This is a genomic window from Streptomyces sp. NPDC001220 (assembly GCF_053597895.1).
Map to the genome: position 1 here is coordinate 269,459 of NZ_JBSFJE010000003.1, position 13,711 is coordinate 283,169.

Annotated in this window: 13 protein-coding genes; 6 read left to right on the top strand and 7 right to left on the bottom strand. The window is 71.4% G+C overall.

The genetic code is table 11. The annotated features are described in order from the left end of the window. Positions 1 to 175 precede the first annotated feature (175 nt). Both ACWDGI_RS09180 and ACWDGI_RS09185 read left to right on the top strand, forming a co-directional pair. Positions 176 to 1,003, top strand: a complete 828-nt coding sequence (locus ACWDGI_RS09180; protein ID WP_450756945.1) for a PP2C family protein-serine/threonine phosphatase — start codon at positions 176 to 178, stop codon at positions 1,001 to 1,003. A gap of 334 nt (positions 1,004 to 1,337) precedes the next feature. Next, entirely contained in the window at positions 1,338 to 2,351 is a 1,014-nt protein-coding gene (locus tag ACWDGI_RS09185) for an MASE1 domain-containing protein (RefSeq protein ID WP_450756946.1), read from the top strand. A 43-nt stretch (positions 2,352 to 2,394) separates the two neighbouring features. Here ACWDGI_RS09185 and ACWDGI_RS09190 read toward each other — a convergent pair whose 3' ends face one another. Both ACWDGI_RS09190 and ACWDGI_RS09195 read right to left on the bottom strand, forming a co-directional pair. Beyond that, on the bottom strand, positions 2,395 to 2,886 hold the full coding sequence (locus ACWDGI_RS09190; protein WP_351696674.1) for a peptidylprolyl isomerase: 492 nt from the start codon (positions 2,884 to 2,886) through the stop codon (positions 2,395 to 2,397). A 134-nt stretch (positions 2,887 to 3,020) separates the two neighbouring features. Further along, positions 3,021 to 3,938, bottom strand: a complete 918-nt coding sequence (locus ACWDGI_RS09195; RefSeq protein WP_450756948.1) for an SGNH/GDSL hydrolase family protein — start codon at positions 3,936 to 3,938, stop codon at positions 3,021 to 3,023. Positions 3,939 to 4,222: 284 nt separating this feature from the next. On the opposite strand from ACWDGI_RS09195, the gene ACWDGI_RS09200 reads away from it, so the two are divergent. Beyond that, on the top strand, positions 4,223 to 4,927 hold the full coding sequence (locus tag ACWDGI_RS09200; protein ID WP_450756950.1) for an SDR family oxidoreductase: 705 nt from the start codon (positions 4,223 to 4,225) through the stop codon (positions 4,925 to 4,927). A gap of 178 nt (positions 4,928 to 5,105) precedes the next feature. Further along, positions 5,106 to 7,238: a discoidin domain-containing protein gene (locus tag ACWDGI_RS09205; protein ID WP_450756952.1), complete on the top strand. Its 2,133-nt coding sequence runs from the start codon at positions 5,106 to 5,108 to the stop codon at positions 7,236 to 7,238. Positions 7,239 to 7,242: 4 nt separating this feature from the next. Here the strand turns inward: ACWDGI_RS09205 and ACWDGI_RS09210 are convergent, their stop codons facing one another. The 5 genes from ACWDGI_RS09210 to ACWDGI_RS09230 all read right to left on the bottom strand — a co-directional run bounded on the left by ACWDGI_RS09210 (position 7,243) and on the right by ACWDGI_RS09230 (position 10,699). Further along, positions 7,243 to 8,364: an acyltransferase family protein gene (locus ACWDGI_RS09210; RefSeq protein ID WP_450756954.1), complete on the bottom strand. Its 1,122-nt coding sequence runs from the start codon at positions 8,362 to 8,364 to the stop codon at positions 7,243 to 7,245. Positions 8,365 to 8,664: 300 nt separating this feature from the next. Next, positions 8,665 to 9,150: a hypothetical protein gene (locus ACWDGI_RS09215; RefSeq protein ID WP_450756956.1), complete on the bottom strand. Its 486-nt coding sequence runs from the start codon at positions 9,148 to 9,150 to the stop codon at positions 8,665 to 8,667. Then, positions 9,134 to 9,625 (bottom strand): RNA polymerase sigma factor, encoded by a 492-nt coding sequence (locus ACWDGI_RS09220; protein ID WP_450756958.1) that lies wholly within the window; start codon positions 9,623 to 9,625, stop codon positions 9,134 to 9,136. The genes ACWDGI_RS09215 and ACWDGI_RS09220 overlap by 17 nt, the downstream gene beginning before the upstream one ends. A 94-nt stretch (positions 9,626 to 9,719) precedes the next feature. Then, positions 9,720 to 10,328, bottom strand: a complete 609-nt coding sequence (locus tag ACWDGI_RS09225) for a class F sortase (protein WP_450756960.1) — start codon at positions 10,326 to 10,328, stop codon at positions 9,720 to 9,722. Next, positions 10,325 to 10,699, bottom strand: coding sequence for a sortase-dependent protein (locus ACWDGI_RS09230; protein ID WP_450756962.1), 375 nt, complete (start codon positions 10,697 to 10,699; stop codon positions 10,325 to 10,327). Before ACWDGI_RS09230 ends, ACWDGI_RS09225 begins: the two co-directional genes overlap by 4 nt. Positions 10,700 to 10,910: 211 nt before the next feature. Here ACWDGI_RS09230 and ACWDGI_RS09235 point away from each other — a divergent pair, with 211 nt between their 5' ends. Both ACWDGI_RS09235 and katG read left to right on the top strand, forming a co-directional pair. After that, positions 10,911 to 11,348 carry a Fur family transcriptional regulator gene (locus ACWDGI_RS09235; RefSeq protein ID WP_450756964.1) on the top strand — a complete coding sequence of 146 codons (438 nt, stop codon included), beginning with the start codon at positions 10,911 to 10,913 and terminating at the stop codon, positions 11,346 to 11,348. A gap of 36 nt (positions 11,349 to 11,384) precedes the next feature. After that, a complete protein-coding gene (gene katG, locus ACWDGI_RS09240) occupies positions 11,385 to 13,577 on the top strand; it encodes a catalase/peroxidase HPI (protein WP_450756966.1) in 2,193 nt (730 codons plus the stop codon). Positions 13,578 to 13,711: the final 134 nt, after the last annotated feature.

The window sequence follows — 13,711 nt, forward strand, 5'->3', positions numbered from 1 at the left end:
ACCGCGAGCCCGCCCCGCCCGCCGGGCCGTCCCGTGGTCAGGACGGCGACGGCCGGCCGTGCCCGGCCGTCGCCGGTGCGGCCGACCTGCTGCCCGTCATGCGCACTATGATCCTGTAAAGGTGAAAATCCAAGGGTTTGCCCTGGAAGGGCTGCCGCCCCGGCCGGAGTGATCCATGCCCCGCAAGCGCTCCATGGACGACGACGAGCTGCTGGTCAGACTCAGGTCGCTCACCGCCCAGGCACGCGAGCGGGCCGAGTACCAGCGCTCCCAGGTCGAGCTGGCCATCGCCCTGCAGCGCGGCATGCTGCCCCGGGACCTGCCCGACACCCCCCGCTTCCACCTGGCCGTCCGGTACGCGCCCGCCACCTACGGACTCAACGTGGGCGGCGACTGGTACGACGCCTTCATGCTGCCCGACGGCCGTATCGGCCTGTCCATCGGCGACGTCCAGGGCCACAACATCGAGGCGGCCGCCTTCATGGGCCAGGTCAGGGCGGGGCTGCGGGCGCTCGCCTCGGTGACCAGCGAGCCGGGCGAACTGCTGGCCCGCACCAACGACCTGCTGGTCTCCCTGGGCAACGACCTCTTCGCCACCTGCACGTTCATGCGGCTCGACCCGGAGACCGGGGTGCTGGAGAGTGCCCGGGCCGGTCACATCCCCTTCGTCTGGGCGACCGCGGACGGAAAGTCCGGGGTCGGCGAGGACGAGGGCGGGCCGCCGCTGGGCATCGAGCCCGGCTTCGAGTACCCGGTGTCCCGGTTCCGGATCACCACCGGGGGCATGTTCGTGCTGCTCACGGACGGGGTGGTGGAAGGGCCGTCGATGAGCGTCGAGGAGGGCCTCGACCAGGTGGTGCGGCTCGCCGGCATCGCCGCCGTCGCCGGCCTGGAAGCACACTCCCTGGCCGCCGCCGTGATCAAGGGCGCGGAACAGGTGGGCCACGAGGACGACGCCGCGGTCCTGGTCGTGGGCCACGACAGCCTCGACCGCACGGCGTGACGAGCTTCCGGTCGTGGGCTGCGGTGGCTGCGAGCGTGTGGTGTGATGGGCTTCCGGTCGTGGGCTGCGGTGGCTGCGAGCGTGCGGTGTGATGGGCTTCCGGTCGTGGGCTGCGGTGGCTGCGAGCGTGCGGTGTGATGGGCTTCCGGTCGGGGGCGGCGGCGGTCGCGATCGCACGCCGTGAAGACCCTCGCCCTCGCCCTCGCCCTCGCCCTCGAGCGGAACGGCCGTGGGACGGGTGTCCCGGTTGTAAGGGGCGTGGGTGAGCGGTGTCGGCCCGGGGTTTCAGCCGTAGGCGGTCCCCGCCTCGCCGACCCGGCCGCCTCGGTGTCTGATGGCTGCTGTGGTGGGTATCCAGGATCCGCGCCGACCGGCCGGCTACGCCCTCCTGACGCTGGCCGTCGCCGTCTGTTACTACGCGGCAGGGCGGCTGGGGCTGCTGTGCCGGCTCACCGTCGAGGGCGCCGTCTTCACCCCCATCTATCCGCCGACCGGAGTGGCGGTGGCCTGTCTGCTCGTCTTCGGCCTGGGCTGCTGGCCGGGTGTCACGCTCGGCGCCTTCTTCCTCGTGCTGTCGCTCGGTGCGCCCGGGCCCGACGTCCTGGGCATCCTCCTCGGCAACACGGCCGGGCCGGTGTGCGCCTACGTGATGCTGCGCCGGGTCGGCTTCCGCACCGACCTGGGGCGGCTCCGGGACGGCCTCGCCCTGGTGTTCCTCGGGGCGCTCGCCGCCATGCTGGTCAGCTCCACCGTCGACGTGGTCACGCTGATCCTGGCCGGCAAGCTCGCCGCGACCCACTTCTGGCCCATCTGGCTGGCGTGGTGGGTCGGCGACGCGATGGGAGTCCTGATCGTCACCCCGGTCCTGCTGGTGCTGTTCGAAGCCCGCGGGCTTCCGTCCCTGGCCCGCTGGAAGGAGGCGCTGGCTCTCGCGGTCGTCGCAGCCGTCCTGGTCTCGGTGGCCACACGCAGCTCCATGAGCGCGCTCTTCCTCGTCTACCCGCTGCTGATCTGGGCCGCGCTGCGGTTCCGCCTTGCGGGAAGCATGCTGTGCGCCCTGTTCACATCGGTGATGGCCACGGTCGCCGCGACGAGAGGAGTCGGCGCGTTCACGCGGTTGTCCCACGTCGAGGTGATGCTGAAGCTCCAGCTGTTCAACGGTTCGCTGGCCCTGACCGCCCTGCTGCTGTCCGCCGTGATCACCGAGCAGCGCAACACGCGGCTCTCCGTCGAGGAGGCCTGCCAGGAACTGGCCGAGGCCCTGGAACACCTCACCGCGCACGATCACCCGGCCGGGCGTGCCCCGCCGGAGGCCGGGAAACCCCGGCGCGCTCGGGACAAACGGTGACCGGGCGGTCGCCCGGTCACCGTTCAGCTGTGGGGGGTCTTCGTCAGACGGTGCCGCTGGCCGTGATCTCGATCTTGGCCTTCGGCGCACCGCTGGAGGTGCCGTAGCCCTCGATCTTGTCCACGATGTCCGAACCCTCGACGACCTCGCCGAAGACCACGTGCTTGCCGTCCAGCCACGGGGTCAGGACGGTGGTGACGAAGAACTGCGAGCCGTTGGTGTGCGGGCCCGCGTTGGCCATGCTCAGCAGGTACTTGCGGTCGTGCTTGAGCTGGAAGTTCTCGTCCTGGAACTTCTCGCCGTAGATGCTCTTGCCGCCGGTGCCGTCACCGCGGGTGAAGTCACCGCCCTGGAGCATGAACTGGGGGATGACCCGGTGGAACCCCGAACCGGCGTAGCCGAAGCCGTTCTGCCCGGTGGCGAGCTCACGGAAGTTGCGGGCCGTCTTCGGGACCACGTCGTCGAACAGGTTGAACACGATCCGGCCGGCCGGCTCGTTGTTGATCGAGATGTCGAAATAAACGTTGTCGCTCATGAAGGCCAACCTATCGCGAACCGTCCCCCGGTCCCTTCCACGGGGGCGGACAGGCCGTGGTGTCGGACCGTCCGGGCCGCTCGGGCGCCGGCACCCCCGTGGGGCGCGGCACCCGAGCCGCTGTCGACCAGCTGCTAGTACCGCCTGCCCAGCCGCTCCAGCACCGCCCCGGCCATGGCCGCCTCGCCCTTGGCGTTGGGGTGGGCGGGAGCCGCCGGCGAGGTCGGCTGGAGGGGCTCGATCCAGCGGTCGGCGGGGGCCTTGCACATGTCGTGGCCGACGGTCGGGCCGTAGGTGTCCACGTACCGGTCGCCGTTCCAGGCGGCGACCAGGCGCAGCATGAGGTTCAGCCGCTTCCCGACGTCCCGGAGGTAGGGGAAGTCCTTGGCGGCGAAGGGCACCGTCGGATAGCAGCCACTGCCGTCGTCGGGCAGCAGGTCGGGGTAGCCGACGACCAGGATCCGGGCGTGCGGGGCCCGGGCGCGGACGGCCCGCAGCACCTTGTCGACCTTGGGTGCGGTCTGCGCGATCCGGACCGTCAGCTGGTCGGAGCCGGAGGCGTTGTAGTACCGCTGGCAGGGGTTGCCCGTCAGGTCCGTGGCACTGAGCGTCGCGCAGGTGCCGATGATGGAGCTGAAACCGATGTCGTTGCCGCCGATCTGGACCGTCACCAGGTCGGTGTCCCGCCCGACGGCGTCGAGCTGAGGGCCGTTGGTGCCCTGCGCCTTCCACATCTCCGCGGTCGTGGCACCGCCGCAGCTCACGTCCTTGAAGGCGCTGACGTGCCGCGCCGCCGCCACCAGCGAGGGGTAGTTGTGGTCGGAGCGGGCGCAGTTGGCGTCGACCTGCGTCGGGATCACGGGGCCCGAGGTGTAGGAGTCGCCGAGCGCCGCATAGCTGGTGCCGCGATCGTGGCCACCGTGACCGCCGCCGTGCGCCGCGGCCGGTGTGGTGGACGCGGCCACCAGGGCGCAGCCGCCCAGCGCCGCGGCCATGGTGGCCTTCCGCCGGTGCCGTCTCGCCGAACCGTCGGACGGGGTGCCGTACGCCATGAAGATCCCCCCTGGAACCGGGACGCGCGCGGAACCGCTCCCGACGGGTGGTCCGCACGCGTGTGTCGGGGGTCTGTATACCGCCCGGTAGGAGTCCGGAGCCAGAGGTCGGACGCAACGAACTGGATCGAGTAACCAGCCCTGCCCGTAAGGGAGTCCGATGCGGCCGGGGGTTTGGGGCCACCCTCGGCGATTGAAGTCGGAAACCGATCGGTTTACCATGGCCGCAGTCGTCGGAAACCGATCGGTTTTCGGCTGTGTCCCAAGTCTGGAGTGTGAGTGTCATGACCGCGATCAAGGACTCCGTCGTCCTCGTCACCGGCGGCAGCCGGGGCGTCGGAAAGGCGCTGGTGGAGGAGTTGTACGCACGCGGCGCCGGCAAGGTCTACGCCACCGCCCGCGACCCGCGCTCCGTCACCCACCCCGACGCGGTGGCGCTGGCGCTGGAGGTCACCGACCCCGCCTCCGTGGCCGCGGTCGCCGAGCAGGCCCAGGACGTCACCCTCCTGGTCAACAACGCGGGGGTCGCCACCGGCACCCGCTTCCTGACCTCCTCGCTCGACGACATCCGCCACGAGTTCGAGATCAACTTCTACGGGCCGCTGCTGCTCACCCGCGCCTTCGTCCCGCTGATCGAGCGCAACGGCGGCGGTCACGTCCTGAACGTCCACTCGGTGCTGTCCTGGTTCGCCGAGGGCGGCGCCTACAGCGCCTCCAAGGCGGCGTTCTGGTCGCAGACCAACAGCCTGCGCCTGGCGCTCCAGCCGCGGGGCATCGGCGTCACCGGCCTGCACATGGGCTATGTCGACACCGACATGGCGGCCCACGTCGACGCGCCCAAGACGAGCCCGCAGGACATCGCGGCGGCGGCCCTCGACGGTGTCGAGTCGGACGCCTTCGAGGTGCTCGCCGACGACCTCACGCGCTGGGTCAAGGGCGCCCTGTCCGGCGACCCGGCCGCCATGTACGAGCGACTCGCCGCCCGGTGAGCTGATCCCCCCGACCGCCCGTCGGCCTCCCTCCGCCCGGTCGCGGAGGGGCGGTCGTCGAAAATATTCCGGTGCCGAAGGGTTGTCGCCCGGTTGCCTCATCACTTAAATCAAATCCTGAACTAAGCACGGAGGCGCGCCCGTCGGGCACGTCCGTGCCCATCTCAGGGAGCCGCTGATGAGACTGAGATCCCTGGGCGTAGCGCTCGCCGCCATGGCGGCGCTGCTCGCCCTGCCCACCGTGCACGCCCCGGCGGCCCAGGCCGCCGACACTCTGCTGTCCCAGGGGAAGACGGCCACCGCCTCCTCCGAGGAGAACGGCGGGACCGTCGCGGCGAACGCGGTCGACGGCAACACCGGCACCCGCTGGTCGTCCGCCTTCACCGACGACCAGTGGCTCCAGGTCGACCTCGGCGCCACCGCCACGGTCACCCAGGTGGTCCTCAACTGGGAGACCGCGTACGGCAAGGACTACAAGGTCCAGATCTCCGCGAACGGCAGCAGCTGGACCGACCTCACGTCGGTCACCGGCGGGGACGGCGGCACCGACACCCTCGCCGTCTCCGGCCAGGGCCGTTACGTCCGGATGCAGGGCGTGCACCGGGCCACCCAGTACGGCTACTCGCTCTGGGAGTTCCAGGTCTTCGGCAGCACCACCGGCACGCCCCCGGTCCAGGGCGGCGGCGACCTCGGCCCCAACGTGATCGTCGTCGACCCGTCCACGCCGAACCTCCAGCAGAAGTTCGACTCCGTCTTCGCCCAGCAGGAGTCGGCCCAGTTCGGCAGCGGCCGCTACCAGTTCCTGCTCAAGCCGGGCACCTACAACGGCATCAACGCCCAGATCGGCTTCTACACCTCGATCTCCGGCCTCGGTCTCAACCCCGACGACACCCAGATCAACGGTGATGTCACGGTCGACGCCGGCTGGTTCAACGGCAACGCCACCCAGAACTTCTGGCGTTCGGCGGAGAACCTCGCCATCACACCGTCGAACGGGACGGACCGCTGGGCCGTGGCTCAGGCGGCCCCCTTCCGTCGCATCCACGTCAAGGGCGGCCTCAACCTGGCGCCGAACGGCTACGGCTGGGCCTCGGGCGGCTACATCGCCGACTCGAAGATCGACGGCACGGTCGGCCCGTACTCCCAGCAGCAGTGGTACACCCGCGACAGCTCGGTCGGCGGCTGGACCAACGGCGTCTGGAACATGACCTTCTCCGGAGTCCAGGGCGCACCCGCGACCAACTTCGACTCCGGTCCGTACACCACGCTGGACACCACCCCGGTCTCGCGCGAGAAGCCGTTCCTGTACCTGGACGGCAGCACCTACAAGGTCTTCGTCCCGGCGAAGCGCACCAACGCCCGGGGCGTCTCCTGGCCGGCGAACGCGGGCACCTCGCTGCCGCTGGACCAGTTCTACGTCGTCAAGGCCGGCGCCACCGCCGCCACCATCAACCAGGCCCTCGCCCAGGGCCTCAACCTGCTCTTCACCCCGGGCGTCTACCACCTCAACCAGACCATCAACGTCACCCGCGCCAACACCGTCGTCCTCGGCCTGGGCCTGGCCACCCTGGTTCCCGACAACGGCATCGACGCCATGCACGTGGCCGACGTCGACGGCGTGAAGCTCGCCGGGTTCCTCATCGACGCGGGCTCGGTCAACTCCGACACCCTGCTGCGGATCGGCGACCCCGGTTCCACCGCCGACCACTCCGCCAACCCGACCAGCATGCAGGACGTGTTCGTCCGCGTCGGCGGTGCCGGACCCGGCCTCGCCACCAACTCCGTGGTCGTCAACAGCAACAACGTCATCATCGACCACACCTGGCTCTGGCGCGCCGACCACGGCAGCGGGGTCGGCTGGGACACCAACCGCGCCGACTACGGCCTCCGGGTCAACGGCAACGACGTCCTCGCCACCGGCCTGTTCGTCGAGCACTTCAACAAGTACGACGTCTACTGGAACGGCCAGCGGGGCCGCACGATCTTCTTCCAGAACGAGAAGGCCTACGACGCCCCGAACGCCGCCGCCATCACCCACGACGGCGTCGTCGGTTACGCGGCCTACAAGGTCGCCGACACCGTGACCAGTCACGAGGCATGGGGTCTTGGCAGCTACTGCAACTACACGTCCGACCCGTCGATCGTGCAGTCCAACGGCTTCCAGGTGCCGACCGGCTCGGGCATCAAGATGCACGACCTGCTGGTGATCTCCCTGGGCGGCATGGGCCAGTACGCCCACGTCGTCAACACCACGGGAGCGCCGACCTCGGGGACCAGCACGGTGCCCTCGAAGGTGACGCAGTTCCCGTAGCCGGCTAGGCCGTCGTCCGCCGGGCCGGACGCCGCAGCAGCAGCCGTCGCGCGGGCCGCTCCACTCCCTCGCAGAGGAGCCAGGACAGGCCCAGCGACAGGGCGAACGCGACGGTGGCGGCGGCCGTCCCGGTGAGCAGGCCGAAGCGCGGGCGGGTGCCGAGCAGGTGGGTGCCCGTCCGCAGCACCAGCAGATGGACCATGTAGAACGCGAACGACAGCTCGCCGAGGCGCACCAGCCACCGGCGCCGCCACAGCGAGGGCAGCCCGCGCAGGTCCGCGAGGGCGGCCGCCGGGATGAGCAGCGCGAAACCCGTGATGGTGCACGCGGTGGCCGCGTACTCGTCGGTGAACTGCGGGACCAGGAAGTACCCGACGATCGCCAGCGCGAGCGAGGCCTCCAGACCGGGGCCGCGCCAGCGGCCGAGCAGCACCAGCCGCGCGGCGGCCGCGCCGAGCACGAACTCGGGCAGCCGGGCCGCCGGGAAGGAGCTGATCGGCTGGTCCCACCAGTGGTGGGCGTCCGTCCAGGCCAGCACCAGCACCGCGAGGACGGACAGCGCGGCCAGCAGCCTGGCGCCCCGCACGTCCAGCCGGCGCAGCACCAGGGCCAGCAGCGGGAAGGCGGCGTAGAAGAAGGCCTCGCAGGCCAGCGACCAGCTGACCGGGTCCAGTGTCTGCCACCAGGGCCGCCACCAGGAGTGCACCAGGAAGACGTCGGCCACGCCCTGCGGCAGGGTCGGCCTCGGCTGGCGGGGCAGCGTGAGGGCCATCACGAGGGCGACGGCGGCGGTCACCAGGTGCACCGGATAGACCCGGGCGACACGCCGCCACCAGAAACGCGCCGCCCGGTCACCCGGCCGCGCGGACCACATGAGCACGAACCCGGACAGCACGAAGAAGAACGACACCCCTGACGCGCCGGCCTCGAATCCCCAGGACATGAAGCGGGCGCCGGTGCCGCCGAAGTAACGGAAGTTGTGCACGTGCAGTCCGAAGACCAGCAGCGCGGCCATCCATCTCAGCCCGGTGAGGGACGGCAGCGAGGGGGCGGGGGCGGACGGCTGGGGACGGGAGGGTGGCGCGGCGGCCGGAGCGGTCAGAGGGGCCTTGGTCGCCGTCGTCATCAGGTCACCTGCCGGAGGGTTCGCGCGTGGAGCATGGAACGGAGCGTTGCCCGTTCCACACCTTTCATTCCGGCCTCGTACGAAACATCACACCAACGCCGAGCAGCGGCCTCGGCCAAACGGGCCGTAGCGGCCGGATGGGCGGTGCGACCCTACCCGGACGGCCGACACGGACCACGGCCCTCGCGGGGCGCCGTACCCCCCGCCCCGACGCCCTGGCCCGCGCGTTCGCAGGACAGGCGGCGCGCCGAAACACGGGGGCACGAACGGGTGATGTGGCCCTTCGCCGTGTTGACGCCGCTACGACGGGGAGGGCGTGGCGGCGGTGCTCCGCCGGCCCTCGGAGGGCGTGACCCGTACCGCCGACGGAGCCGTCGACGGCCCACGGGTGGGCACCTGTGTGGTGCGGCTCCGTCCGGGCGTGGTGCTGGGACTCGGTGGTCCGGGCGTGGTGCTGGCGCTCGGTGACGGGCTGCGGGGCGCCGGAGACGCCGGGACGCGGTGCGGGGCCGTGGGGCTGACGGCCGGCGGCGCGAGGGGGACCCGCGGGGACACCGGTGCCGAGGGCGCCGTCAGACGCATCGGCAGGGCCACCAGGAGGGCGACGGCACAGGTCACCCCCGCCCCGGCCGCCGCACGCACCAGCCGGCGGCGGCCCGCGGCGCGCCGGATCTCCTCGTACCGGCCCGGTGGCGGGCCCAGATAGGCGGCCGGCGGCCGCAGCACGACGGTGAGGGGGTCGTCGGGGCCGTCGAACTCCGGCTCCTCGTCAAAGCGTGTGGTCAAGGCTTCTCCTCAGATGGCCGCGGAGCAGTTCACGGGCCGCGTGCAGATCGGCCTTGACGGTTCCCTCCTTGCGCCCGGTCAGCTCGGACACCTCCCGGATCGGCATGTCAGCGTAGTAGTGCAGCAGGATCGGAACGCGCAGCCGCTCGGGCAGCGACTGCACCAGCAGCCGTACCGAGGGGTCCGCCTGCTCGGCGTGCGGGCGGGTCGCGGCCTCCGAGCCGACGCGGCGCACGGTCCGGCGCTCGCGTTCCAGCTTGCGCCAGTGGTCCCGGACGAGGTTGGCCGCGGTGACGTAGAGGAACCCGCGGGGCTCCTCCACCGACGTCCACCGGGCCCACAGCCGGGTGAACGCCTCCGAGGCGACCTCGTGCGCCGTCTCGTCGTCGTCGACCAGACGGCGGCACCAGCCGGCCAGGCGCGGGTACAGGGCGGCGAAGAGCTCGGACGCCGCCTTGTCACGGGACCGTTTCAACGTTCTCCAGGGTCGAAGGGCTCGTCGCGGACGATGAGGAGGATGCGGAACCGGTTCGGTACGTTCCACCGGTCCCGCATCCGTGTCCGCCGGGTCAGGCTGTCGTGCCGGTCAGCGTGGCGAAGACGATCACGTTGTCGAGGTAGCCGTCGCCGCCCCGCGGGCCGCCGCAGGTGATCAGCCGCAGCTCCGGGCGGTCCACGTCCCCGTACACGTCCTCGGTCGGGAACTCGGCCTTGGCGACCGTACGCACCTCGTCGACGGTGAACACCGCCGACCGGCCGTTCTCCAGACGCGCCACGGCCTGCTCGCCCCGGTGCAGCTCCGCGAGCCGGCGGAAGACGCCGTCACCGTAGGAGCCGACCGTGACATGGCCGAGGATCACCGCCGGGCCGACCTGCCCCGGGGTGGGGGAGTGGCGGTACCAGCCGGCCCGGTCGTGCGCGGTGATCGGCGGCACCTGCACCGTGCCGTCGGCCGCCAGTCCCAGCCGCAGCAGCGGGGTGTCGACGCCGATCGCCGGGATGCGCAGCCGGACCGGCACGGAACGCCCGAGCGCGGTCGGCGTGGCGGACGGCGAAGGCGCCGGCGGCTCCTCGCGGTGGACGGTGGTGGCCGTCGAGTGGGCCGCCTGCCCCGCGCAGCCCGCCAGCAGCGAGGCCGTCGCGGCGGTGACGAAGGCGCGCCTGGAGAGCGAGGTCATGCCCCGGTCGCCCGGCGGCGACGCACGGCGAAGACCACGGCGCCCGCGGCGAGCGCCGCCGCCGCGCCGCCGCCGATCAGCGCGTTCTCGGTCCCGGAGTCCGAGGAAGGCTCCGCCACGCCGGTGTCGGGCGCGCCCTGGGGCACGGCCGCGACCTGGCCCCGGTCCCGGGCGGGCGCCGGGGTGGCGGCCCGGGTGGGCTCGGCGGAGCGCGCCTCGGACGGGACGGCGGAGGGTTCCGCGGAAGGGGCGGTGGACGGTGCCACGGTGGGCACCGGGCTCGGGCTGGTGCCGTCGGCGAAGGCGGGCACGGTGCCGGCCAGGACGGCGGTGCAGGCGAGTGCCGTGGCGGTCAGGACAGTTCGGCGCATGGAGACGCTCTCTTTCGTCGGCCCGCGGTGGTCAGGGCGGGCTGAGTAACGGATCGAGCGGAGAGACGACCCGGCACCGGGGCGGGTTGTAAAGAGATGGCAAAGCCCACGGACGGGTGATGGCCGAGGCGCGGGGGTCGTTCGCCTCGACATCAAACTTGAACGGTTTGTTTTCTTGAATCACTCGTGTTTATGAGGATAGGTTGGCGTCATGACCGCATCCCAGCCTCCGACCACCGCCGACGAGCTGCGTGGTGCCGGCCTGCGGGTGACGGCCGCCCGTGTCGCGCTGCTGGAGACCGTCCGCGCCGGCGACCACCTCGACGTCGAAAGGGTCGCCTCGGGCGTCCGCGAGCGTGTAGGCCACATATCGCTTCAAGCCGTGTACGACGCGCTGCACGCGCTCACCACGGCAGGACTCATACGCCGTATCGAACCGGCCGGCAGCCCGGCCCGGTTCGAGGGGCGCGTCGGCGACAACCACCACCACGTCCTGTGCAGGTCGTGCGGTGCCGTCGCCGACGTCGACTGCGCGGTCGGCGAAGCCCCGTGCCTGACCGCCTCGGACGACCACGGCTTCGCCATCGACGAGGCCGAGGTCATCTACTGGGGCCTGTGCCCCGCCTGCTCCACCGTCAGTAATTCCTGAGTACGTTGATCCGCCCCTTCCGGAAGGATTTCCCCCATGTCTGAGACCCAGGAGAACGCCGCGGGCAAGTGCCCGGTCGCGCACGACCGTGCCCCGCACCCCACCCAGGGCGGCGGCAATCGCCAGTGGTGGCCCGAGGGACTCAACCTGAAGATCCTTGCCAAGAACCCCGCCGTCGCGAACCCGCTCGACGAGGGTTTCGACTATGCCGAGGCGTTCCAGGGCCTTGATCTCGCGGCCGTGAAACGGGACATCGCGGAGGTGCTGACCACCTCGCAGGACTGGTGGCCGGCCGACTTCGGCAACTACGGCCCGCTGATGATCCGGATGGCCTGGCACAGCGCGGGCACCTACCGCATCTCCGACGGCCGTGGCGGCGCCGGCGCCGGCCAGCAGCGCTTCGCCCCGCTCAACAGCTGGCCGGACAACGGCAACCTCGACAAGGCCCGCCGGCTGCTGTGGCCGGTCAAGAAGAAGTACGGCCAGGCCATCTCCTGGGCCGACCTGATGATCCTCACCGGCAACGTGGCCCTGGAGTCGATGGGCTTCGAGACCTTCGGCTTCGCCGGCGGCCGCGTGGACGTCTGGGAGCCGGAGGACGACGTCTACTGGGGCCCCGAGAAGGTCTGGCTGGACGACCAGCGCTACACCGGCGACCGCGACCTGGAGAGCCCGCTCGGCGCCGTCCAGATGGGCCTCATCTACGTCAACCCGGAGGGCCCCAACGGCAACCCGGACCCGATCGCCGCGGCCCGCGACATCCGTGAGACCTTCCGCCGCATGGCGATGAACGACGAGGAGACCGTCGCCCTCATCGCCGGTGGCCACACCTTCGGCAAGACCCACGGCGCCGGCCCCGCGGACAACGTGGGCGCCGAGCCCGAGGGTGCGCCGATCGAGCAGCAGGGCCTCGGCTGGAAGAGCACCTACGGCACCGGCAAGGGCGGCGACGCGATCACCAGTGGTCTGGAGGTCACCTGGACCACCAAGCCCACCCGGTGGAGCAACGACTTCTTCGACATCCTCTTCGGCTACGAGTGGGAGCTCAGCGAGTCCCCGGCCGGCGCCAAGCAGTGGGTCGCCAAGGACGCCGAGGCGATCATCCCCGACGCGCACGACCCGTCGAAGAAGCGTCTGCCCACGATGCTCACCACCGACCTGTCGCTCCGCTTCGACCCGATCTACGAGTCCATCTCCCGCCGGTTCCACGAGAACCCGCAGGAGTTCGCGGACGCCTTCGCCCGCGCCTGGTACAAGCTGACCCACCGTGACATGGGCCCGAAGTCCCTGTACCTCGGCCCGGAGGTCCCGGCGGAGACCCTGCTGTGGCAGGACCCGCTGCCGGCGGCCGAGGGCGAGGCCATCGACGCCGCCGACGTCACGGCCCTCAAGGCCAAGCTCCTCGACTCGGGCCTGACGGTCGCGCAGCTGGTCTCCACCGCCTGGGCGTCGGCGTCGACGTTCCGCGGCAGCGACAAGCGCGGTGGCGCCAACGGCGCCCGCATCCGCCTGGAGCCGCAGCGCGGCTGGGAGGCCAACGACCCCGACGAGCTGGCCCAGGTGCTGCGCGTCCTGGAGGGCGTCCAGCAGGAGTTCAACTCCGGCGCGAAGAAGGTCTCCCTGGCCGACCTGATCGTCCTCGGCGGTGCCGCCGCCGTGGAAAAGGCCGCCAAGGACGCCGGCGTCGACATCGAGGTGCCCTTCACCGCGGGCCGGGTCGACGCGACCGACGAGCACACGGACGCCGAGTCCTTCGCGGCCCTGGAGCCGACGGCCGACGGCTTCCGGAACTACCTCGGCAAGGGCAACCGCCTGCCGGCCGAGTACCTGCTCCTGGACCGCGCCAACCTGCTCGGCCTGAGCGCCCCCGAACTGACCGTCCTGGTCGGCGGTCTGCGGGTGCTCGGTGCCAACCAGGGCGGGTCGAAGCACGGTGTCCTCACCACGACCCCGGGTGTGCTGACCAACGACTTCTTCGCCAACCTGCTCGACTACGGCACGGAGTGGAAGTCGACCTCCGAGGACCAGACCACGTTCGAGGGCCGCGACCTGGCCACCGGCGCGGTCAAGTGGACCGGCACCCGTGCCGACCTGGTCTTCGGCTCCAACTCCGAGCTGCGCGCGGTCGCCGAGGTCTACGCCAGCGACGACGCCAAGGAGAAGTTCGTGAAGGACTTCGTCGCCGCCTGGACGAAGGTCGCCAACGCGGACCGGTTCGACCTGGTCTGATAGCGGCGGGTCTGACATCGGCGGGTCTGATCCCGGCGAAGCCCGGCGTCTGACGCCCGGGCCGGCCTCACCGGCCGGCCCGGGCGGCTTTGTGCGTGCGGCTCCACGGCCGGTTTCGCGTCCGCTGCGGGGCG